Raw genomic sequence first — 22,409 nt, 5'->3', positions numbered from 1 at the left:
CGGACTGTTGATATGAGTACCAACCTGATCGAAATCCGCGACCTCAGCGTCGCCTTCAGCGGCGAAACCGTGGTGCGCAACCTGTGCCTGGATATCCGCCCTGGCGAATGCCTGGCGCTGGTTGGCGAGTCGGGCTCCGGGAAATCGGTGACGGCGCATTCGATCCTGCAATTGCTCCCCGAAATCGGCACCGAATCCACCGGCAGCATCCGTTATCGCGGCAAGGAACTGCTCGGCGCACCCGCCAACGTGTTGCGAGAATTGCGCGGCAACCGGATTGCGATGATTTTTCAGGAGCCGATGACCTCGCTCAACCCGCTGCACAGCATCGAAAAACAGATCGGCGAAACCCTGCTGTTGCACAAAGGCCTGACCGGCAAAGCCGCGCAAGCGCGGATCCTTGAATTGCTGCACCTGGTCGGCATTCAAAAGCCCAAGGAGCGGCTCAAGGCTTACCCCCATCAACTTTCGGGCGGCCAACGTCAGCGGGTGATGATCGCAATGGCCCTGGCCTGCGAGCCTGAGCTGCTGATCGCCGATGAACCGACCACCGCGCTGGACGTCACGGTGCAGCGCAAGATTCTGATCCTGCTCAAATCTCTGCAACAACGGCTCGGCATGTCACTGCTGCTGATCAGCCATGACCTCAATCTGGTGCGCAGCATTGCCCAGCGTGTGTGCGTGATGAAGGCCGGGGAGATCGTCGAGCAGGCCACGTGCGAAACGATCTTCACCGAACCGAAGCACCCTTATAGTCGCGTGCTGTTGAACGCCGAACCGGAAGGTGAAGCCCTGCCCCGAGATGAGCGCGAGAACGTGCTGGAAGTGGACAATCTGCGCGTGCAATTCCCCCTTAGCGGCGGCTTGTTTCAGCGCAAGACGTACCTCACCGCCGTGGACGGCATTAGCCTCAAGATTCAGCGCGGCAAGACGCTGGGCATCGTCGGTGAATCGGGCTCGGGCAAATCGACGCTCGGTCAGGCAATCCTGCGCTTGCTCGACTCCCAAGGCAGCATTCGCTTTCAAGGCGAAGCACTGGATGGCCTGACGCAAAAGCAACTGCGGCCGTGGCGCAAGAAAATGCAGGTGGTGTTCCAGGACCCTTATGGCAGCCTCAGCCCGCGAATGTCGGTGGCGCAGATCATCAGCGAAGGCCTTGAAGTGCATAGCCAACTAACAGATGAACAGTGCAAGGCTGAAGTGATTCGTGCGCTGGAGGAAGTCGGTCTCGACCCGCAAAGCCGTCATCGCTACCCGCACGAATTTTCCGGTGGCCAACGTCAGCGCATCGCCATCGCCCGGGCGCTGGTGCTGAAACCGGCGCTGATCCTGCTGGACGAGCCGACCTCGGCGCTGGACCGCACCGTGCAAAAACAAGTGGTCGCCCTGCTCCGCCAGCTTCAGGAAAAACACGGTCTGACGTATTTGTTTATCAGCCATGACCTGGCGGTGGTGCGTGCCCTGGCCCATGACATGATCGTGATCAAGGATGGCAAAGTGGTGGAAAGCGGTGCCAGCCATGAGGTGTTTGAATCGCCGCAGCATCCGTACACCAAAGAGCTGTTGGCGGCGGCGCATACGCGGTAGGCATAATCCGCGTCAGACAGCTAGACCGCATCATGGCCTTCGCGAGCAAGCCCGCTCCCACATTTGACCGAGTTATCCGGCCGAACGCGATGAAATGTGGGAGCGGGCTTGCTCGCGAAGAGGCCTGCACAGGCAATACACAATCAGGATCCTGCCCATGAACACCACCGAAAGCCTCAAGGATTACCAGCGTGTCCGCCTGCTGGCCATCCGCTCGCTGTTCGAGATCATCGAGCAGTCCAGCGAAGGCACGGTGATTGTCGACCGCGATGCCAACATCGTCTGGATGAACGAGCGCTATGCCCGGCGTTTCGGTCTGGAGTCGGCGGAAGTGGCAATCGGCAAGGCCTGCGAAAGCGTGATCCCCGGCAGCCTGTTGCGTGAAGTGGTGCGCACCGGACGCCCGATTTTGCTCGACATGCAGGACACCCCCAAAGAGCCGCTGGTGGTCATGCGCCTGCCGATCCACGACGATGCCGGCGTGGTCATTGGCGCGATTGGTTTTGCGCTGTTCGACGAATTGCGCAGCCTGTCGCCAATGCTCAAGCGCTACATGAGCATGCAGGAAGAATTGGCGTCCACCCGCTCGCTGCTGCGGGCGCGGCAGACCAAATACAACTTTGCCCACTTCATCGGCACCAGCGCCGCCAGCCTGGAAGTTAAACGGCGTGCCCGGCGCAGCGCCAGCGCCGAGTCGCCGGTGTTGCTGCTCGGTGAAACCGGCACCGGCAAGGAGCTGCTGGCCCAGGCGATTCACAGCGCTTCGCCGCGTGCGCACAAAGCCTTCGTCAGCATCAACAGCGCGGCGATTCCCGAATCGTTGCTGGAAGCGGAATTTTTTGGCACCGCCCCCGGCGCATTCACCGGCGCCGACCGCAAGGGTCGCGCCGGCAAGTTGAAGATCGCCCAGGGCGGCACCTTGTTTCTCGATGAAATCGGCGACATGCCGCTGCCGCTGCAAAGCAAACTGCTGCGGGTTTTACAGGAAAAAGAATTCGAACCGGTTGGCTCCAACGAAGTGATCCAGAGCGATGTGCGGGTGATCGCGGCCACTTCGACCGATCTCGAAGCTGCAATCAAACGCGGCGAGTTTCGTGCGGATTTGTATTACCGCCTGAACGTGTTGCCGATTCACGTGCCGCCGCTGCGTGATCGCCTCGACGACCTGCCGGCGCTCAGTGAAGCCATTCTGGAAGAACTACGCAGTCAGCATGAACTGAACCGCGAGGCGCTGGAGTTATTGGGGCAGCACGCGTGGCCGGGGAATATCCGCGAACTGCGCAACGTCCTCGAGCGGGCGGCATTGCTCAGTGATGATCTGGTGCTGGATGCAGACGAAATTCGTGCGGCGATAGGTACTTTCACGCCGGTCGAGCGCTCGACACCGCTGATAATTGAGCCGGTTGCGCATGAGACGTTTAGCCAGGCTCGGGAGCGGTTTGACCGGCAGTTGATTGAATCCGCCCTCGCGCAATGTGGGGGTAAGGTGATTGAAGCGGCGGCGCTACTGGGGTTGGGACGGTCGACTTTGTACAAGAAAATGGTGGCGTTGGGGATTGCCGAGTCTCCATAACGAGACATATATCTCCATTGTTAGATAGACCATCGCGAGCAGGCTCGCTCCTACAGTTTGACCGAGTCCCCCCTGAGAATGCGTTCCCCTGTAGGAGCGAGCCTGCTCGCGATAAGGCCCCCGCCATCACCAAACGTCTCAAAAAAGAGACAAATAATTAACAATCGCCTCGAATTTTCATAAATATCTTTATATTTCAACCGCTTAACTCTCTGGCACGAATCTCGCTAAAGCCCTCTCCCACAAAAGACCTACCCTACAAAAATAACAATCCAGGAGACACACCATGAGTGTGATCATTGCCTTGGCAGCCCTCGCGCTGTTGATGCTGGCTGCTTACCGTGGCTACAGCGTTATCCTTTTCGCCCCGATTGCCGCACTCGGCGCCGTCCTGCTCACCGACCCTTCCGCCGTCGCCCCCGCCTTCACCGGGGTGTTCATGGAAAAAATGGTCGGCTTCATCAAACTGTATTTCCCGGTGTTTCTGCTCGGTGCCGTGTTCGGCAAGCTGATCGAGTTGTCCGGCTTCTCGCGCTCCATCGTCGCCGCCGCCATTCGCCTGCTCGGCACGCGCCAAGCCATGCTGGTGATCGTGCTGGTGTGCGCGCTGCTCACTTACGGCGGCGTGTCGTTGTTTGTGGTGGTGTTCGCGGTCTATCCGTTTGCCGCTGAAATGTTCCGCCAGAGCAATATCCCCAAGCGCCTGATCCCGGCCACCATCGCTCTGGGCGCGTTCTCGTTCACCATGGACGCCCTGCCCGGCACCCCGCAAATCCAGAACATCATCCCCAGCACCTTCTTCAACACCACCGCCTGGGCGGCACCGTGGCTGGGTGTGATCGGTGCGATTTTCGTGTTTTGCGCCGGCATGCTGTTTCTTCAGCGCCAGCGCAACAAGGCTCAGCTTGCCGGTGAAGGTTATGGCACCGAACTGCGCAACGAGCCGGAAACCTCCGCCGACATCAAACTGCCCAACCCGTGGATCGCCCTGTCGCCGCTGCTGGCCGTGGGCATCATGAACCTGCTGTTCACCCAATGGATTCCGCAGTGGTACGGCAAGACCCACAGCCTAGCGCTGCCGGGCATGGCCACGCCAGTCACTACCGAGATCGCCAAGCTCACCGCGATTTGGGCGGTTCAGGCCGCGCTGCTGGTGGGCATCATCATGGTGCTGGTGTTTGGCTTCCAGGCGATTCGCAGCAAACTCGCCGAAGGCAGCAAAAGTGCGGTGAGTGGCGCGCTGCTCGCGGCGATGAACACCGCGTCTGAATACGGTTTTGGTGCGGTGATTGCTTCGCTGCCAGGCTTCCTGGTGCTGGCCGACTGGCTCAAGAGTATTCCCAACCCACTGGTCAACGAAGCCATTACCGTGACCTTGCTCGCGGGCATTACCGGTTCTGCGTCGGGCGGCATGAGCATCGCGCTGGCGGCCATGGCCAATGACTTCATCGCGGCGGCCCACGCGGCCAACATTCCGCTGGAAGTGCTGCACCGCGTGGCCGCGATGGCCAGCGGCGGCATGGACACCCTGCCGCACAACGGCGCGGTGATTACCTTGCTCGCCGTCACCGGCCTGACGCACCGCGAAGCCTATAAAGACATTTTCTGTATTACGCTGATCAAGACCCTCGCGGTCTTCGTGGTCATCGGCACTTTCTACGCCACTGGCATTGTGTGAGGTATTCATGACGACTCTTACAGGCAAGACCGCACTGGTCACCGGTTCCACCAGCGGCATCGGCCTGGGCATTGCGCTCAGCCTGGCCAAGGCCGGCGCCAACGTGGTGCTCAATGGTTTCGGCGATGCTTCCAAGGTGATTGCCGAGGTCCAGCAGTTCGGCGGCAAGGTCGGTCATCATCCGGCCGATGTCAGCGATCCGGCGCAGATCGCCGAGATGGTTGCCTACGCCGAGCGTGAATTCGGCGGCATCGACATTCTGGTCAACAACGCCGGCATCCAGCACGTGGCGTCGGTGGAGGAGTTTCCGGTGGAGCGCTGGGATTCGATCATCGCGATCAACCTGTCGTCGGTGTTTCACAGCACCCGCCTGTGCCTGCCGCGCATGCGTGCCAAAAATTGGGGGCGGATCATTAACATTGCCTCAGTGCACGGTCAGGTGGGTTCGGTGGGCAAAGCGGCGTACGTCGCGGCCAAGCATGGGGTGATCGGCTTGACCAAAGTGGTGGGCCTGGAAACCGCGACGACGCACGTGACGTGCAACGCGATCTGCCCGGGTTGGGTATTGACGCCGCTGGTGCAGAAGCAGATCGATGACCGCGCGGCGACCGGGATCGATCCGCAGCAGGCGCAGCATGATCTACTGGCCGAGAAGCAGCCGTCACTGGAGTTTGTCACCCCGCCGCAATTGGGTGAATTGGTGCTGTTTTTGTGCAGCGAGGCCGGTAGCCAGGTGCGTGGTGCGGCGTGGAATATTGATGGTGGGTGGTTGGCACAGTAACCCGCCCCCTGACCACAAAAGCCCATGTGTATGCAGATAGAACAAGAGGCAAACCATGTCCGACATCCTCTGGCAACCCAACGCCGAGTGCATCGCCAAGACGCGCATGGAGGCCTTTCGGCGTTCCATCAGTCAGCGCCATCACGTCCACGTCGATGACTACCCGGCCCTGCACCAATGGTCGATCGATCAACGCGAAGACTTCTGGCAGGCCATCGTCGATTTCTTCGACATTCGCTTTCACGACCAGCCTGACGCAGTGCTGGTCGAGGGCGCGCAAATGCCCAGCGCCCAGTGGTTTCCCGGCGCCACCCTGAACTTTGCCGAACACCTGCTGCGCCGCCGCGACGATGCCATCGCGGTGATTGCCATTGGCGAGAACGGCCAGCGCGAACACTTGACCTGGGCGGAGCTGGCCGAGCATGTGGCCGGGTTCCAGCACAGTCTGATCGCGGCCGGCGTCGGCCTCGGCGACCGCGTCGCCGCGTGCATGCCCAACACCTGGCAAACCCTGGTGGCCATGCTCGGCACCACCAGCCTGGGAGCGATCTGGTCGTGTTCGTCGCCGGATTTTGGCACCCAAGGGGTGATCGACCGTTTCGGCCAGATCGAGCCGAAAGTCCTGATCACCTGCGCCGGTTACCACTACGCTGGCAAGGACATCGACCAGACCGGCAAAATCAACGAAATTCTTCAACGCCTGCCGTCGCTGCAACAGTTGATCGTTGTGCCGTATGCACGACCGCAGGCGCACATCGTCGACTTTCATACCCACGCCAACGTGACGTTGTGGGAGGATTTCTACGACGCGGGCGGCGAGCCGGATTTCGTCCCCGTGCCCTTCGCGCATCCGCTGTACATCCTCTACTCCAGCGGCACCACCGGCGTGCCGAAATGCATCATCCACAGCACCGGCGGCGTGTTGCTGCAGCACGTCAAGGAGCATGGGCTGCATTGCGATCTCGGCGCCGGCGACCGTTTGTTCTACTACACCACCTGCGGCTGGATGATGTGGAACTGGCTGGTCTCGGCCCTCGCCGTCGGCAGCGCCGTGGTGCTGTACGACGGCTCGCCTTTTCATCCTGCCGCCGAACGTCTGATCGACTTGATAGACGATGAACAGGTCAGCGTCTTCGGCACCAGCCCCAAATACCTCGCGACCCTGGAAAGCAACGGCGTAAAACCACGCGAAAGCCATGACTTGAGCAGTTTGAAGACCTTGCTCTGCACCGGGTCCGCGCTGTCGCCCCAGAGTTACGACTATGTTTATCGCGACCTCAAGACTGACGTGTGCCTGGCGTCGATGTCCGGCGGCACGGACGTCGTGTCGTGCTTTGTGAACGGCAACCCGTTTCAACCGGTGCGTCGTGGCGAAATACAAGGCAAAAGCCTGGGCATGGCAGTCGAAGTGTGGAACGACGAAGGCCAACCGGTGATCGGTGAGAAAGGCGAACTGGTGTGTATTCGGAACTTCCCGGCGATGCCCATCGGTTTCTGGAATGATCCGCAGCAGGAAAAGCTGCACGCGTCGTATTTCAGCCAGTTCCCCGGTGTCTGGGCCCAGGGCGATTACGCTGAGCAACTGCCGCACGGCGCGATGATGATCCACGGGCGTTCGGACGCGGTGCTCAACCCCGGTGGCGTGCGCATCGGCACGGCGGAGATCTACCGTCAGGTGGAGAAAGTCCCGCAGGTGCTGGACAGCGTGGCCATTGGGCAACAATGGCAGGATGACGTGCGAGTGGTACTGTTTGTGCGCTTGCAGGACGGCGTTGAACTGGATGAAGCCTTGCAGCAGCAGATCCGCCAGGTCATCCGCGCCAACACCACGCCCCGGCATGTGCCGGCTAAGATTGTCGCGGTGACCGATATTCCACGGACCATCAGCGGCAAGGTTGTCGAACTGGCGGTGAGGAATGTGGTGCATGGGCAGAAAGTAAAGAATACCGATGCGCTGGCCAATCCCGAGGCACTGGAACAATTCCGCAACCGCCCCGAACTCCTTGAATGACATTGATCTAGTGTGGGAGCGGGCTTGCTCGCGAAAGCGGTGTGTCAGTCAGCACAATGTTTACTGATAAACCGCTTTCGCGAGCAAGCCCGCTCCCACATTTGGATTTTCGTCAGTCCATGAGGCCCCATTCACCTGAAGTGGACGCTGACGCATCCGCATGCAGCTTCAACCGCAACCGCAGATTGTTCACCGAATCCGCATGTCTCAACGCCTCCTCCTCACTGATCGCCCCTTCCACGACTAACGCATACAGCGCCCCGTCAAACGTCTGCATGCCCAATTCCGTGGACTTCTCCATGATGCCTTTCAACTCCGACAGCTCATTGCGCCGAATCAAATCACCAATGGTCGGCGTGCCCAGCATCACCTCCACCACCGCCCGGCGCTGACCGTCGCGGGTCGGCACCAGACGTTGGGAAACGAACGCCTTGAGGTTGTTGCCCAGGTCATGCAGCAGTTGCGTGTGACGTTCTTCGGGGAAAAAATTGATGATACGGTCCAGCGCCTGATGGGCGTTGTGGGCATGCAACGTGGAAATCACCAGATGACCGGTGTCGGCAAACGCCAGTGCGTGCTCCATGGTTTCGCGATCACGGATTTCGCCGATCAGCACCACGTCCGGCGCCTGGCGCAGGGTATTTTTCAATGCGGCATGAAAACTTCGGGTGTCGACCCCGACTTCGCGCTGGTTGATGATCGACTGCTTGTGCCGGTGGATGTACTCGATCGGGTCTTCAATGGTGACGATATGACCGCTGCTGTGTCGGTTGCGGTAATCGATCAACGCCGCCAGCGATGTCGACTTGCCCGAGTCGGTAGCGCCGACGAACAGCATCAAACCTTGTTTGAGCATCACGGTGTCCAGCAACACGGGCGGCAACTTGAGATCTTCAAAGCGCGGGATGTCGAGTTTGATATTGCGTATGACGATGGACACATCGTTGCGTTGCTTGAACACGTTGACCCGAAAGCGCCCGATTCCCGGCAGCGAGAGGGCCAGGTTCATTTCCAGCTCACGGTCGAACTCAAGACGCTGTTCGGCGTCCATGATATTCGCAGCAATCGCCGCCACTTCACCCGGTTTGAACGGCTGATCGCTCAGGGATTTAAGCGCGCCGTCGAACCGCGCGCTGGGCGGTGCGCCCGTCGACAGGTAAAGATCCGAGCCGTTACCGCTGGCCAGAGTTTTCAACAGTGCATCGATTTCCATGGCAAAAAGCACCCGCGAAGCATTCAATGAAAAAATAATGACCCAAAACGGGTCATCCAGCGTCTACTGCCCTACGAGGATAGTTGACGCCGCCACACCGACTTAAGCGCAGGACCACTTGATGAACGCATCACCCACCGGCAGCGATGCACAGGCCTTGATTGCCCGACTGGACTGGACACAGACCCCTTTGGGCGCTGCCGGCACATGGCCGCAAAGCCTGCGCACCGCCGTCGACATCGTGATTCACTCGCCGATGCCGATGCTGTTGCTGTGGGGGCCGCAGCTGACACAAATCTACAACGACGGCTTCGCCCTGCTCGCCGGCAGCAAACATCCACACGCTTTCGGACAGCCGACGCACCAGATATGGCCAGAACTCCAGGACTTTACCGACCCGATTTACAGCGCCGTCCTACAGGGTCAGGTGCGTACCTACAGCGAACAGCGCTTTACCCTGCAACGTGACGGTGAGGATTCCGACTTCTGGCTGGATTTGACCTACAGCCCGATCCGTGACGAAAGCGCCGAGGTGGCTGGCATTCTGGTCACGGCCATCGAAACCAACGAACGCCGGCGCATCGCCCTCGAACTGGAACAGCGCTCGGCGGCCAGCCTCAAGGCCCAGCGTGAAACCGAACAACGCCTGCAACTGGCCTTGGCGGCGACCGACGCGGTCGGCACCTGGGATTGGGACATTAGCGAAGACCAGTTCCTCGCGGACGCCCATTTCGCCCAGTTGCACGGCGTCGATCCGGCCAAGGCCAACCAGTTACCAATCAGTGAATACCTGCACGGCGTGCACCCGGAAGACCGGGCGATGATTACCCGCAGCATCAAGCACTGCATCACCCATGGCACAGAGTACGCCGAGGAATACCGCCTGCTGCAGCCCGATGGGCAGTTGCGCTGGGTGTTTGCCCGAGGGCGCTGCTACAAGGACCACCACGGCCGGCCGATGCGTTTTCTGGGTGCCGCGCTGGACCTGACCGAGCGCAAACGCACCGAACAGGCCTTGCGCCAGAGCCAGACCGAGCTGCAATTGATCATCAACGCGATGCCGATCCTGATCAGCTACGTCGATAGCGAAGAACGCTTCCGCCTGAACAATTCCGCCTACCTGGATTGGTATGGCCTGACTCCGCAGGAACTGTTTGGCAAAACCATTCGGGAGGTGCTGGGTGAAGAGGCCTATGCCTTGCGCGCAGAACACATTGGCGAGGCGCTCAAGGGCAAACTTTGTTGTTTCAGCATCAGCACGCCACACCGTGACGGCAGCCTGCGGCAGGCGTTGATGAACTACCTGCCGCGCCACGGTGCGGATGGCGCGGTGAATGGGTTCTACATTTTTGTGATCGACGAAACCGAGCGCAAACAGACCGAAGAAGCGCTGCGCAATCTCAACGAAACCCTGGAAGAGCGCGTCGCCGCCCGCACCCAGCAACTGGCTGAAGCCAATCAGCGTTTGCAAAACGAGATGGTCGAACGCGAGCGCGCCGAGGACGCCTTGCGCCATGCTCAGAAAATGGAAGCGGTCGGCCAGCTCACCGGCGGCATCGCCCATGACTTCAACAACATGCTCACCGGGATCATTGGCAGTCTTGACTTGATGCAGCGTTATATCGCCGACGGGCGCACCCACGAAATCGGCCGTTTTACCGAAGCCGCCGTGTCCTCGGCCAACCGCGCCGCCTCGTTGACCCATCGGCTGCTGGCGTTCTCCCGTCGCCAGTCACTGGATCGCAAACCGCTGAACGCCAATGAACTGGTGCGCTCACTGGAGGATCTGTTCAGCCGGACCAAGGGCGACCATATCGAACTCAAGCTGCAACTGGCCGATGAGGTCTGGCCGATCAGCACCGACGTCAGCCAGCTGGAAAACGCCTTGCTCAACCTGGTCATCAACGCCCGCGATGCGATGCCCGATGGCGGCCGACTGCTAATTGAAACGGCCAATGTTTACCTCGACGGCAGCGATATCACCACGCTGGAACCGGTCAAGGCCGGGGATTACGTGATGATTGCCGTCAGTGACAACGGCACCGGCATGACACCCTCGGTACTGGCCAAGGCATTTGACCCGTTCTTTACCACCAAACCCATCGGCCAGGGCACAGGGCTGGGGTTGTCAATGATCTACGGTTTCGCCCAGCAATCGGGTGGGCATGTCAGCCTGTTCAGTCTGCCGGGCAAGGGCACCAGCGTGCGCCTGTATTTGCCGCGCTTGCATGCCATGGAGGCGGAAGACGTGCTGTTGCCGGTCACGGGCGAGGCGCCGGCGGCGATTGCCGGTGAAACCGTGGTGCTGGTGGAGGACGATCCGGCGGTGCGCATGCTGGTGCTCGATTTGCTCAATGAGCTGGGTTACCACGCTCACGAAGCCGAAGACGCGAAGACCGCCCTGCCCTTGCTGGAATCGGATTTGCGTGTTGATTTGCTGGTGACTGATGTCGGCCTGCCTGGCATGAACGGCCGGCAACTGGCGGAGATCGCCCGCCAGCATCGCCCGGATCTCAAAGTGTTGTTCATGACCGGTTACGCGGAAACCGCCGCCGAACGCCAGGGCTTTCTGGAGGAAGGCATGGACATGGTGGCCAAGCCGTTTTCCATCGACCTGCTGGCCAACAAGATTCGCACGATGATCGGCCAACCCGAGTGAGTTGAGGCATAATCGCCCGCCCCGCTGTCAGCACGTTGCAAGGTACGCCCCATGAAAGCTCAAGCCCGCCATATTCTGGTGAAAACCTCGGAAGAAGCCGAGCAGCTCAAACAACGCATCGCCAAGGGCGAAGCCTTCGATGTGCTGGCCAAAAAGTACTCTACCTGCCCGTCCGGCAAGCGCGGAGGTGATTTGGGTGAAGTGCGGCCGGGGCAGATGGTCGGGGTGATTGATGCAGTGATTTTCAAGAAACCACTGCGGGTGGTGCATGGGCCGATCAAGAGCAAGTTCGGGTATCACCTGGTGCAGGTGTTTTACCGGGATTGAGTGGTTGGCTCACCAACATCCCTGGCTAGACTCTTACCTGTGGCGAGGGGGCTTGCCCCCGTTGGGTGGCGAAGCCGCCCCAAAATCTACCTGATGCACCGCGTGCGCAGGAATTGCGACTGCTGCGCAGCCGAACGGGGCGGTGCGGCGTTCCGACAAGCCCCCTCGCCACAGAAACTGCATTTTAATCTTTGGGGATCAGTGCACCGGGAACCTGAATCACCCGACTCGCCAACCGATGCCCCGCCTCAGCCGCTTCAACCGGGCTCCCGCCCTTGAGCCGACTGGCCAGGTACGCCGCACTGAACGAATCCCCCGCCGCCGTCGTATCCACCACGCGCTCGACCTTCTGCGCCGGCACTTCAAACGCCTCGCCGTCACAGCGAATCAGGCACGCGTTCGAACCGCGCTTGAGCACCACTTCCGGCGTACCGATCTGCTCGTAAGCGGCAAACACCGCCTCGCAACTGGAAAAATGAAACAGCGCCTGCTCGTCCTCAACCGTCAGCAACGCCAGGTCCACATACGGCAACACGATGCGATACGCCGCGCGCGCTTCCTCAACCGAAGCCCACAAGCGCGGCCGGTAGTTGTTGTCGAAAACGATCCGCGCATCTCGCTGGCGGGCTTCGATCAGGGTTTCCAGCAACTTTTCCCGACCTTGTACACCGAGCACCGCCAGGGTGATGCCACTGAAATACAGCACGTCGTAATCCGGTAACGCCGCCAGAATCGGCGCGGCCGCTGGGGTGGTGAAACAATCGCGCACGGCCGCTTCGTTGCGCCAGTAAAGGAAGCGGCGCTCGCCCGCGGCGTCGGTCTGGATGCAATACAAGCCGGGCAAACGTCCGGGTAAACGCTGGACCATGCCCAGGCCGATGTTTTCGCTGGCCCAGTTCTGGCACATCGCGTCGCTGAAACTGTCGTCGCCCAGTGCGGTGACGTAATCGACGATGCCGCTCGCGCCCAGTTCACGGGACAGGTAGACAGCGGTGTTCAGGGTGTCGCCGCCGAAGCTTTGTTGCAGGCTGCCGTCCGCGCGTTGTTGCAGCTCGATCATGCATTCGCCGATCAGGGCGATGCGCGGGGTGTTGGGGCCGAGGGTGTTGATGGTGTGCATTGTGTGGGGTCTCTGGTGTTTCTTTGTTTTCTGGGCGGCCGCCTTCGCGAGCAAGCCCGCTCCCACATTAGTCTTGTGAACTCCCGAGATTTAATGTGGGAGCGGGCTTGCTCGCGAAGGCCGCACCTCGGTCTCAAACCTTAGAAACAGGTTTCCATGGTTTCGATGACATTCATCTGATCATCAACCAGACACCCCGTACGCCACTTGTCGAACGTCAGGCACGGGTGCGAGGTACCGAACGAAATGATGTCGCCCACCCGCAACTCAACCCCCGACGCCACGGTCATGAACGCGTGCTGGTCCATTACCGCCGTCACCTTGCAGGCACTGACGTCATCGCCCTTTGCCGGCACCACACCGGCCTTGTAACGCAGCAACGGCACCGGCAAACCGGCGTCGTAGGCGACGTCACGCTTGCCCAGGGCAATCACTGCAAAACCCGGTTCCGGCATCGACTGCACGTGTGCCCAGACTTCCAGCGCCGGGCGCAGGCCTTCATTCAGATCGCTACGGCGGTCGAGCACACAGCATTGCGCTTCCTTGTAGATGCCATGGTCGTGGGCCACATAGCTGCCCGGGCGCAGCACGCTGAGGAAACGCCCGCTAGCGTTCTGTGCTTCGAACTCCTCGGCAATCAAGTCATACCAGGCCGACCCCGATGCGGTGATGATCGGCTTGGCAATCGCAAACGTGCCGCTGTCCTGCAACTGCACGGCCAAACGCACCAACGACCCGGCGAATGCGCGGATGCCGGTGACCGCATGATCACCATGGATCACGCCTTCATAACCTTCGATGCCGGTCAAAGCCAGCGCCGGTTGTGCGTTGATGGCTTTGGCCAGCGCGATGACTTCGTCTTCAGTGCGGCAGCCGCAGCGCCCGCCGACCACGCCATATTCGATCATCACGTTCAGGCGCACGCCGCGTGAGGCGAAGTAGGCGCCGAGGTCAGCGACGTTGTCCGGGTGATCGACCATGCAATGGAAATCGAACGTCGGGTCCGCCAGCAGATCGGCAATCAACGCCATATTTGGCGTACCAACCAATTGGTTGGCCATCAGCACCCGACGCACGCCATGGGCATACGCCGCACGGGTTTGCGTGGCGCTGGCCAGGGTGATGCCCCAGGCGCCAGCGTCCAGTTGGCGGCGAAACAAGGCCGGGGTCATGCTGGTTTTGCCGTGGGGCGCGAGTTCGGCGCCGCTGTTGCTGACAAAGTCCTGCATCCAGCGAATGTTGTGCTCCAGCGCTTCGCGGTGCAGCACCAGCGCCGGCAGGCTGACATCGCGGACCAGGTTGGCGCCGGTCTGGGCAAAACCCTTTTCCACGGCGGCAGTATTGTTGGCAGTAGACATGGTCGAACTCCTCACATTCGCGGCCGCAGGCAGCCGCACTTATTCGTTGATACGCCGGGCCAGGTTGTTGGCGTTGTCGATCAGCACTCGGCGATAGTCGTTGTAATGGGTCTTGGCATCGGCCCGTGGGGCCACGATGCACAGGGTCGCGATGGCCACGCCGCTGGGGTCTTTGACCGGGGCGGCGAAGCAATGGGTAAAGGTGTCAGCGACGCTATCGAAGGAGAAAAACCCATCGATGCCAGCCTGACGGATTTCCGCCAGAAACTGTTCCAGCGGCAGGCGTTCGCCGTTGGGCAGGATGAAATCGTCGTGGTCGATCAGGTCGACGATTTCCTCGTCACTCAAGTGCGCCAATAGCAGACGCCCGGACGCGGTCCAGGGAATCGGCGCGTTTTCGCCGATGTCCGAGGAAATGCGGAAGTGCCGCTCGCCCTCCTTCATCAGCGCCACGGTGTATTTGCGCCCATTGAGCAGGCACATCTGGGCGGTTTCGTGGGTCTGGCTGACGATCTCCTGCAAGGCGTGGTCGGCCTCGCGGGTCAGGTCGAAATGACGCAAATGCGCCTGCCCGAGGAAGTACAACTGACGGCCGAGGTAGACGTGACCGTCCTTGCCCACGGCTTCCAGGATGCGTCGCTCCAGCAGCGACGCGACCAGCTCGTAGACCGTGGATTTCGGGCTGCCGATGCCGCTGGCGATTTCATTCGGGCGCAGGGGTTTGCCGATTTCCTTGAGGAAATCGAGGATATCGAACGCCCGGTCCAGACCGCGAGCCCGGCGCTTGATGGTGTCTTCGGTCATGTCTGTGGTTCCCATACAAAGTGCCGGGAGTTTACCTAGAGTGCGATGCCGACTGTTAGGCCGCCATCGCGGGCAAGCCACGCTCCCACATTTGAAATGCATTCCCCTGTGGGAGCGTGGCTTGCCCGCGATGGGCGCGACTCGGGTCAGGCGTTTTTCTTGTACGCGATGCAGTCAATCTCGACCTTGCAGTCGACCATCATGTTCGCCTGCACGCAGGCACGGGCCGGAGCGTGTTCAGGTTTGAAGTACTCGGAGAAAACCTTGTTGAAACTCGTGAAGTCCCGCGGATCCTCCAGCCACACGCCAGCACGCACCACATCTTCCAGGCCATAACCGGCTTCTTGCAGAATCGCGATCAGATTTTTCATGGTCTGGTGGGTCTGTTCGACGATCCCGCCCGTAATGATCTCGCCATCCAGCGCCGGCACCTGCCCGGAAACGTGCAGCCAGCCATCGGCTTCAACGGCGCGGGCGAAAGGACGAGGCGTACCGCCAGCGGCGCTGCTGCCGGTGCCGTAACGAGTAATGCTCATGAGTGTTTCTCCTGATTGAATTCTGGAAAGTTAAAAGCGCGTATTTTTGAGAAACTCAGCCAGACGCGGTGATTGCGGGCGTTCGAACAGTTCCTTGGGTGGCCCCTGCTCTTCGATGCGCCCCTGATTCATGAATACGATCTTGTCCGAGACTTCGAAGGCAAAACGCATTTCGTGGGTGACCAGCAGCATGGTCATGCCTTCGTCGGCCAGGCCCTTGATCACGTTCAGCACTTCGCCGACCAGTTCCGGGTCGAGGGCCGAAGTGACTTCGTCAAACAGCATCAGGCTGGGGTTCATCGCAATCGCCCGGGCAATCGCCACGCGCTGCTGCTGACCGCCGGACAACTGACCGGGATAGTGATCGCGGCGCTCCAGCAAGCCAACGCGCTCCAGCCATTTTTCCGCCAGCGCCACGGCCTCGTCCTTGTGCAGTTTTTTCACCTTGAGCAAACCCAGGGTGACGTTCTGCAACGCGGTGAGGTGCGGGAAAAGGTTGAATTGCTGGAACGCCATGCCGGTCATTGCACGGTGCCGGGCGATGACTTTTTCCGGGTGGCGTATGCGTTTGCCGTCGACCTCGTCATAACCGATAGACTCGCCGTCGAGCATGATCTGCCCGCCCTGGAATTCTTCGAGCATGTTCACGCAGCGCAGCAAGGTGGTCTTGCCCGAGCCGCTGGAGCCGATCAGCGTGACGACGTTACCGCGCTGCATGCTCAGGTCGACGCCCTTGAGCACTTCGAGCTTGCCGTATTGTTTGTGCAGGCCGCGAATGTCCAGCAGGGCCTGACCGTTTTGAGCTGCTTTTACGTTAGAGAGCGAAGGTTGAGTCATGGCAAGGCCACCCGCTTTTCAATGTGCCGGCCGAGTAATTCGATGGCGTAGTTGATGACGAAAAACAGAAATCCGGCGAACAGGTAAAACTCCAGAGTCATGAAGGTCCGGGCGATGATCTGCTGCGTACTGAGCAGCAACTCGGCCACACCGATCACCGACAACAGCGTCGAGGCCTTGACGATCTCGGTCGACGAGTTGACCCAGGTTGGCAAAATCTGCCGCAATGCCTGAGGCAACAGCACGTAACCGAGGGATTGGTAAAACGTCAGGCCAATCGCCTTGCTCGCTTCCATCTGGCCACTGGGCAATGCTTGCAACGCACCGCGCACGATCTCGGCGACGTGGGAGCCGCAAAACAGTGTCAGCCCCAAGGCACCGGCCTGAAACGCACTGATCTGCCAACCCAGTGCCGGCGCCATATAGAAGCAGGCCAGCACCAATACAAACACTGGCGTGCCGCGAATCAGGTCGACGTAGAAGCGAAACGGCGCGCGCATCCAGAATTTGCCGTAGGTCAGCACCAGGCCGGTGACAATGCCGACCATCGTGCCCAGCAAAATCGCCAGCGCCGACACCTGCACACTGGTCAGGAAGCCTTGCCACAACACTTCGCGGGCAACCCATAACTCATGCAACCAACTGGGGGATTCGTACATGGGGGCTCCTATCGGCGAATCGCCAGACGCTGCTCGAGGTAACGCAGCATCATGGCAATGAGGTAACAGGCCGCTACATAGAGCGCCGTGGTCACCAGCCAGGTTTCAATCACCCGGTAGCTCTCGACATTGATCTTGCGCGCGTAGTAGGTAAGCTCCGGCACCGCGATTGCAGCGGCCAGCGAAGTGTCCTTGAACAGCGAAATGAAGTTATTCGACAAGGCCGGCAGCACATTGCGCAGCATCACCGGGACAGTGACGTACGCCTTGACCTGCCACTCGCCGAGACCGATAGCGAGTCCGGCTTCACGCTGGCCCTTGGGAATACTCAACAAACCGCCACGGAAAACCTCGGTCAGATACGCCCCGGCGTACAGCGACAGGGTGATGATGAACGACGGGATCTTGTCCAGACGAATGCCCAGGCTCGGCAAGGCAAAGTAGATCAACAGAATCAACACCAGAATCGGCGTATTACGGATCACCGTCACATACACCGACGCCAGCACCCGCAATGCGCGATGCTTCGAGAGCAAAGCAAACGCCATCATCAGGCCGATCACGCAGCCGATGGCGATCGACACCAGCGCCAGCTCAAGACCCAGGCCGAGCCCCGCCAGCAAGGTGTCGAAATCGCGCCACACGGCGGCAAAGTTCAACTGATAGTTCATGGTCAGCAGTACCTTGAGCGGGGGCGCGTTATCGGCGCCCCGCTCCTCATTTCACGATTGGAAACGTCGCGAGCGAAGGAAAGACAAGGCGAAAACTGGCGAGAAAGCGGAGTTGACGTCAGTCAATGAGCATTTCGAGCCGGTTTTCAACGCAGTATTTCCGAGCGCAGCAGTTTTCATTTGAATTCGACGGGGAAACCGATGGCTGGGGTAGGCAGATCGACACCGAACCATTGTTTAAAGGACGCCGCGTAGGTCGGGAACTCAACGCCGGTCATGGCTTCATGCAGCGTGGTGTTGACGAAGTTCAGCCAGTCCTGATCGCCGCGTTTAACCGCGCAAGCGTAGGTTTGCGGGCTCCAGGCGTAAGTCGGGCTGCGGTAGCGGCCAGGGTTCTGCACCATCAGGTATTTCACCGACGACTGATCGGTGGCGGCGGCATCGGCACGGCCGGAGTTCACTGCCTGATACATCAAGTCCACGCTGTCGTACTGATCGACCTTGGCCTTGGGCAGCGCCTGATGCACCAGCTCTTCGGCGTATACGTTCTGCAAGACCGCCACGGTCACGCTGTCGTTGGCCGCCTTGAGGTCTTCGATTTCCTTGTACTTGCTATTGGCCGGCAACAGCAGGCCGACGCCTTCGCGGTAGTAAGGCAGGGTGAACGCCACTTGCTGCGCACGACTGGCGGTCACGGTGATGAACTGGCAACTGATGTCGACCTTGTCCGTCAGCAAGTTGGGAATCCGCGCATCGGACGACTGCACCACAAACTCGACCTTGGTCGGATCGTTAAACAGCCCCTTTGCAATCATCCGCCCGATATCGATATCGAACCCCTGCAACTTGCCATCCGCTCCCTGGAAGTGCCATGGCGCATTGGTACTGCCTGTGCCCACGATCAATTTCCCACGGGCCAGCACGCTATCGAGCTTACTGTCCGCGGCCTGGGCCACGCCCATGGCAGCGGCGGTAGCCGCGAGAACAAAAACACACGCTTTTAACAAGGAAGGTCGGCGATGCATGGCAAGCACTCCAGGGTGATGTTTATTCCGCTATACCGGACGTTGGTATGTAACAACGGAATAGACAGCAGAAAGTGTGCCACAGGTTGTGGAGGGAATGGTGGGGAGATTGAAAAACGATTTGAATCAACGGGATGGGGAAAACGCAGGGGGATCTGTTACCAAACGCACGCGAGGGGAAGCGCTACCGTTGGCTACAGCGTGCGGGTATGTGGTTCACAACGGGGCCAATTGGTGAACAAAACCGTGCGGGGCATGAATTGGAAAACAGAAGGAAAGTAATTCAGAAAATCACATCAGCGTGAGGCCGCGTCTTTATAAACTTCACCGCGTTCTCTCTTCCCCACGGCGATTACCGTCACTACCAGGACCTCATCGATCACGCGGTATACCATTCGATACCCAGCGCTTTGTAGCTTGATTTTGTAAGCATTTTCCAAGCCCGCTGAGTCGGTCTGCGGGGACATGCGGGTTTGACAGTCGCTCCTGAAGTTTCTTCTTGAACTGATCCTTCAGACTTGCACCGAGCTTCTTCCATCCCCTCCAGGCTTTTTCGGAGAACTCCAACTCATAGGTCATCAATCGAAACCTTTATCGTCGGGTCGTTTTCCCGCTCTTTACAAAGGGCAATCAATTCCAGGTCTTCCAATCGATTCATCAGCGCTTCGTATTCTTTGGCCGGGACGCAATAGAAGGCCGGCTCATTACGGTTCAGGATTGCCACGGGCATGCCTCCACCGGCAGCGACAGTCCCCCATTGGGTTTTTCTTCAGTTCAGAGATGCTGGCTACCACCTGCGAAAGCACGATATGTGTCATGAACTCGTTCCTCAGAGTGCTTTTAGAAGTGCCAAAAATAGCACTCCAAAGCGTATCTGCCTCAATCCTTTCGGCATATAGGCCATGTTCATCCTGAGCAGGATGCTGCCTATGACTTTTCGCGCTGATTGTGTGCTCCAGGTTTTCACTCATCGACTTCAGCCCATCCCTTTTCAGTCCAATACCCGTCGACATTGACGGAGTAATAAAAAAGTAACACGCAACTCACTTCCAGATTTCCGTACTTCCTGTCAGTTCGATCTTGCGATACGGTAGGCCGCATCGTTTACAGCGTAAGAAAAGGCCACCTGTAATTTCTGACAGTAGACCCGCCCCCTCTCCCTCCTTTAACGTCGACAAACCTCGATGGTCGTTGTGAAAAGGAGTTGTTCAATGAGCTCGACAAGCCCCCTGGAATCGCTGGCCCCGGTCTACCGCAAGGCATTGAAAACATGGCGACCGGTTATCCTGTATTTCGGCAATGAACACTGCCCGGCCTGTGAATGGGCAGAACCGGTCTTTCGCGAAGTTGCCCAGCGCTATCGTCATCAGGCGAATATTTATGTGTTGAACACCGGTGAATCTCCCCGACACCCGAATGTTACCGGCACGCCGACTGTGTTGTTCTTCAAGGACGGAAAATTGCGGAAGAAGCTCAAGGGCATTGGCACCCGAGAGACGCTGGAGGAGTATTTCACCAAACATATTGGCAGGCTCAGGCCGCGATACGTGCCGCATAAACCGAGTCACGATCTGGCGTGGCTGCGCCAGACGTTGCGAAGGTTGTGTACAGTGCCTCGGGCCTTTGAGCGGTTGAGTTGTCGTGGTGGGTGTTAGGCCATGGCAGTGATGGTGCCTGGCTGGGCGCTATCGCTAGCAAGCTCGCTTCCACATTGGATCTCCAGTATTCACAAGACCCGTGTGGGAGCGAGCCTACTCGCGAAGAGGCCCTGATTCCCGGAAAAAATTAGCGGTCGACACACACCAGCAGCACCCGTGTCACCCGCCGCTCTTCAACCGCCACGACTGTCGTTCGCCAGCCCTGCCACTCCAGGCTGTCGCCGATCGCCGGCAATCGATCCAGCAGGCTAACCACCAACCCGGCCAGGGTCTGATAGTCCTCGGTTGGCTCAGCCACAAAACCGGTCCGCTGCCGAACCCGCGTCAGGTTCAACGCGCCGTTGACCAAAAACCCACCTTGCTCCTCCACCACATCCGGGCCTTCGATTTCGCTGGCGTCGGGCAATTCGCCGGCAATCGATTCGAGAATATCGGTCATGGTCAACACACCCACAAAGTCACCGAATTCATTGACCACGAACGCAATGTGCGTCGAGGCCTGGCGCATCTGTTCCAGCGCATTGAGGATCGAGTAGCTGTCCAGCAAGTTAACGGTCTTGCGCGCCAACTGCTCCAGATCCGGTTCGTTGCCGGCCAGGAATTCTTTCAGCAACTCTTTCTTGTGCACGAAGCCCAGCGGCTCGTCCACCGCGCCGTCACGGATCAACGGCAAGCGCGAGTAGGACGAATGCATCAGCCGTGTACGAATGGTCTGCGCATCATCGGCCAGGTCGATGTAATCAACGTCGGCACGCACGGTCATCAACGTGCGGATCGGCCGCTCGGCCAGTTGCAGCACGCCGCTGATCATCACCCGCTCACGGCGGTCGAACAGTGCTTCGCCCGGTGCTTCGCCATTGTCCAGCAGGTCAGCAACCTCCTCGCCGACTTCCTCCGCCGCCATGCTGCGACCGCCAAGCAAACGCAGCACCGCATGGGCCGTGCGCTCACGTATTGGCCGCAGTCCCTGCAGGGACTTCTTGCGGCGAGCGCGGGCAATCTGGTTGAACACTTCGATCAGGATCGAGAAACCGATGGCCGCATACAGATAACCTTTCGGAATGTGGAAACCCAAGCCTTCGGCCGTCAACGCAAAGCCGATCATCATCAAGAAGCCCAGACAGAGCATGATCACGGTCGGGTGCGCGTTGACGAAACGGGTCAACGGCTTGCTGGCAACGATCATCAGGCCGATGGAGATGATCACCGCGATCATCATTACCGCCAGTTCATCAACCATGCCCACAGCGGTAATCACTGCGTCGAGGGAGAACACCGCGTCGAGCACCACAATCTGCGCCACGATCGGCCAGAACATCGCGTACGCGGCGTTGGCAGAGCGCTGGCCGACATGACCTTCGAGTCGCTCGTGCAATTCCATGGTGGCCTTGAACAACAGGAACACACCACCGAACAACATGATCAGGTCGCGGCCGGAGAAGCTCTTGTCGAACACCTCGATCAGCGGCTGCGTCAAGGTGACCAGCCACGAAATACTCGCCAGCAGGCCCAGGCGCATGATCAGCGCCAACGACAAACCAATGATTCGCGCACGGTCGCGCTGCTCGGGCGGCAGTTTGTCCGCAAGGATGGCGATAAACACCAGGTTGTCGATGCCGAGCACCAGCTCCAGCACGATCAACGTCAACAAGCCCAGCCAGGCGGTGGGGTCAGCTAACCATTCCATAAAAACGTCTCGATCTCTTCAGTGAATTCAGAATGCCGGGCACGGCAAGGCGCGGCGCAGAGGCCGTGGGGTTGCAATGACAAGGTGTTTTGAATGACGAAAGACCGGGTGTTTCAAGCGCGCGCATTGGCGCGATGAGGAAGGATAACCGGGAGGCTCCAAGAGGGTGTTCATGCAAGTCCTGAAAGACAAAAGGACTTGAATCGTACAGGCGAAATCGACAAA

At 59.4% G+C, this 22,409-nt stretch carries 18 protein-coding genes and 2 pseudogenes; 8 read left to right on the top strand and 12 right to left on the bottom strand.

Annotated features, from left to right (window positions below; genetic code table 11):
- Positions 1 to 12: 12 nt before the first annotated feature.
- From EAH78_RS30060 to EAH78_RS30040, 5 genes are all read left to right on the top strand, one after another.
- The gene (locus EAH78_RS30060) at positions 13 to 1,587 is read left to right on the top strand and encodes an ABC transporter ATP-binding protein (protein WP_140671748.1); all 1,575 of its coding nucleotides are present in this window, start codon (positions 13 to 15) and stop codon (positions 1,585 to 1,587) included.
- A 157-nt stretch (positions 1,588 to 1,744) separates the two neighbouring features.
- Positions 1,745 to 3,160 carry a sigma-54 interaction domain-containing protein gene (locus tag EAH78_RS30055; RefSeq protein ID WP_140671746.1) on the top strand — a complete coding sequence of 472 codons (1,416 nt, stop codon included), beginning with the start codon at positions 1,745 to 1,747 and terminating at the stop codon, positions 3,158 to 3,160.
- 286 nt (positions 3,161 to 3,446) lie between these two features.
- Positions 3,447 to 4,838 carry a GntP family permease gene (locus EAH78_RS30050; protein WP_140671744.1) on the top strand — a complete coding sequence of 464 codons (1,392 nt, stop codon included), beginning with the start codon at positions 3,447 to 3,449 and terminating at the stop codon, positions 4,836 to 4,838.
- Between the two features lie 7 nt (positions 4,839 to 4,845).
- Complete coding sequence (gene hbdH / locus EAH78_RS30045; protein ID WP_027923789.1) at positions 4,846 to 5,619, top strand: 3-hydroxybutyrate dehydrogenase; 774 nt, start codon at positions 4,846 to 4,848, stop codon at positions 5,617 to 5,619.
- 55 nt (positions 5,620 to 5,674) lie between these two features.
- Positions 5,675 to 7,630: an acetoacetate--CoA ligase gene (locus tag EAH78_RS30040; RefSeq protein WP_140671742.1), complete on the top strand. Its 1,956-nt coding sequence runs from the start codon at positions 5,675 to 5,677 to the stop codon at positions 7,628 to 7,630.
- A 112-nt stretch (positions 7,631 to 7,742) separates the two neighbouring features.
- On the opposite strand, the gene EAH78_RS30035 is transcribed toward EAH78_RS30040, so the two are convergent.
- On the bottom strand, positions 7,743 to 8,843 hold the full coding sequence (locus EAH78_RS30035) for a PilT/PilU family type 4a pilus ATPase (protein WP_140671740.1): 1,101 nt from the start codon (positions 8,841 to 8,843) through the stop codon (positions 7,743 to 7,745).
- Positions 8,844 to 8,964: 121 nt separating this feature from the next.
- Between EAH78_RS30035 and EAH78_RS30030 the strand changes: the two genes are divergently transcribed.
- Complete coding sequence (locus EAH78_RS30030) at positions 8,965 to 11,502, top strand: PAS domain-containing hybrid sensor histidine kinase/response regulator (RefSeq protein ID WP_140671738.1); 2,538 nt, start codon at positions 8,965 to 8,967, stop codon at positions 11,500 to 11,502.
- Between the two features lie 51 nt (positions 11,503 to 11,553).
- The gene (locus EAH78_RS30025) at positions 11,554 to 11,829 is read left to right on the top strand and encodes a peptidylprolyl isomerase (RefSeq protein ID WP_007898282.1); all 276 of its coding nucleotides are present in this window, start codon (positions 11,554 to 11,556) and stop codon (positions 11,827 to 11,829) included.
- A 184-nt stretch (positions 11,830 to 12,013) separates the two neighbouring features.
- Here the strand turns inward: EAH78_RS30025 and EAH78_RS30015 are convergent, their stop codons facing one another.
- The 10 genes and pseudogenes from EAH78_RS30015 to EAH78_RS29965 form a co-directional block, all read right to left on the bottom strand.
- Complete coding sequence (locus EAH78_RS30015) at positions 12,014 to 12,949, bottom strand: sugar kinase (RefSeq protein ID WP_140671735.1); 936 nt, start codon at positions 12,947 to 12,949, stop codon at positions 12,014 to 12,016.
- Between the two features lie 140 nt (positions 12,950 to 13,089).
- Positions 13,090 to 14,307, bottom strand: a complete 1,218-nt coding sequence (locus EAH78_RS30010) for an amino acid deaminase (RefSeq protein WP_140671733.1) — start codon at positions 14,305 to 14,307, stop codon at positions 13,090 to 13,092.
- 39 nt (positions 14,308 to 14,346) lie between these two features.
- Positions 14,347 to 15,111, bottom strand: coding sequence for an IclR family transcriptional regulator (locus tag EAH78_RS30005; protein WP_140671731.1), 765 nt, complete (start codon positions 15,109 to 15,111; stop codon positions 14,347 to 14,349).
- A gap of 146 nt (positions 15,112 to 15,257) precedes the next feature.
- A complete protein-coding gene (locus tag EAH78_RS30000; protein WP_140671729.1) occupies positions 15,258 to 15,647 on the bottom strand; it encodes a RidA family protein in 390 nt (129 codons plus the stop codon).
- A gap of 30 nt (positions 15,648 to 15,677) precedes the next feature.
- Entirely contained in the window at positions 15,678 to 16,484 is an 807-nt protein-coding gene (locus EAH78_RS29995) for an amino acid ABC transporter ATP-binding protein (RefSeq protein ID WP_140671727.1), read from the bottom strand.
- Positions 16,481 to 17,143 carry an amino acid ABC transporter permease gene (locus EAH78_RS29990; protein ID WP_140671725.1) on the bottom strand — a complete coding sequence of 221 codons (663 nt, stop codon included), beginning with the start codon at positions 17,141 to 17,143 and terminating at the stop codon, positions 16,481 to 16,483. Before EAH78_RS29990 ends, EAH78_RS29995 begins: the two co-directional genes overlap by 4 nt.
- Positions 17,144 to 17,151: 8 nt before the next feature.
- Positions 17,152 to 17,814: an amino acid ABC transporter permease gene (locus EAH78_RS29985; RefSeq protein ID WP_008015908.1), complete on the bottom strand. Its 663-nt coding sequence runs from the start codon at positions 17,812 to 17,814 to the stop codon at positions 17,152 to 17,154.
- A 176-nt stretch (positions 17,815 to 17,990) separates the two neighbouring features.
- The gene (locus tag EAH78_RS29975; protein WP_027923780.1) at positions 17,991 to 18,839 is read right to left on the bottom strand and encodes a transporter substrate-binding domain-containing protein; all 849 of its coding nucleotides are present in this window, start codon (positions 18,837 to 18,839) and stop codon (positions 17,991 to 17,993) included.
- Positions 18,840 to 19,135: 296 nt separating this feature from the next.
- Positions 19,136 to 19,418, bottom strand: a pseudogene (locus EAH78_RS29970) (type II toxin-antitoxin system RelE family toxin).
- A pseudogene (locus tag EAH78_RS29965) lies at positions 19,408 to 19,657 on the bottom strand (type II toxin-antitoxin system Phd/YefM family antitoxin). Before EAH78_RS29965 ends, EAH78_RS29970 begins: the two co-directional pseudogenes overlap by 11 nt.
- A 393-nt stretch (positions 19,658 to 20,050) precedes the next feature.
- Here EAH78_RS29965 and EAH78_RS29960 point away from each other — a divergent pair.
- On the top strand, positions 20,051 to 20,494 hold the full coding sequence (locus EAH78_RS29960; protein WP_140671720.1) for a thioredoxin family protein: 444 nt from the start codon (positions 20,051 to 20,053) through the stop codon (positions 20,492 to 20,494).
- A 130-nt stretch (positions 20,495 to 20,624) separates the two neighbouring features.
- Here the strand turns inward: EAH78_RS29960 and EAH78_RS29955 are convergent, their stop codons facing one another.
- Positions 20,625 to 22,184, bottom strand: a complete 1,560-nt coding sequence (locus tag EAH78_RS29955) for a TerC family protein (RefSeq protein WP_140671717.1) — start codon at positions 22,182 to 22,184, stop codon at positions 20,625 to 20,627.
- Positions 22,185 to 22,409: the final 225 nt, after the last annotated feature.

This window comes from Pseudomonas arsenicoxydans, from assembly GCF_006438915.1.
Taxonomy (GTDB): Bacteria; Pseudomonadota; Gammaproteobacteria; order Pseudomonadales; family Pseudomonadaceae; genus Aquipseudomonas; species Aquipseudomonas arsenicoxydans_A.
This window is presented reverse-complemented; position numbering and strand designations above follow the sequence as displayed.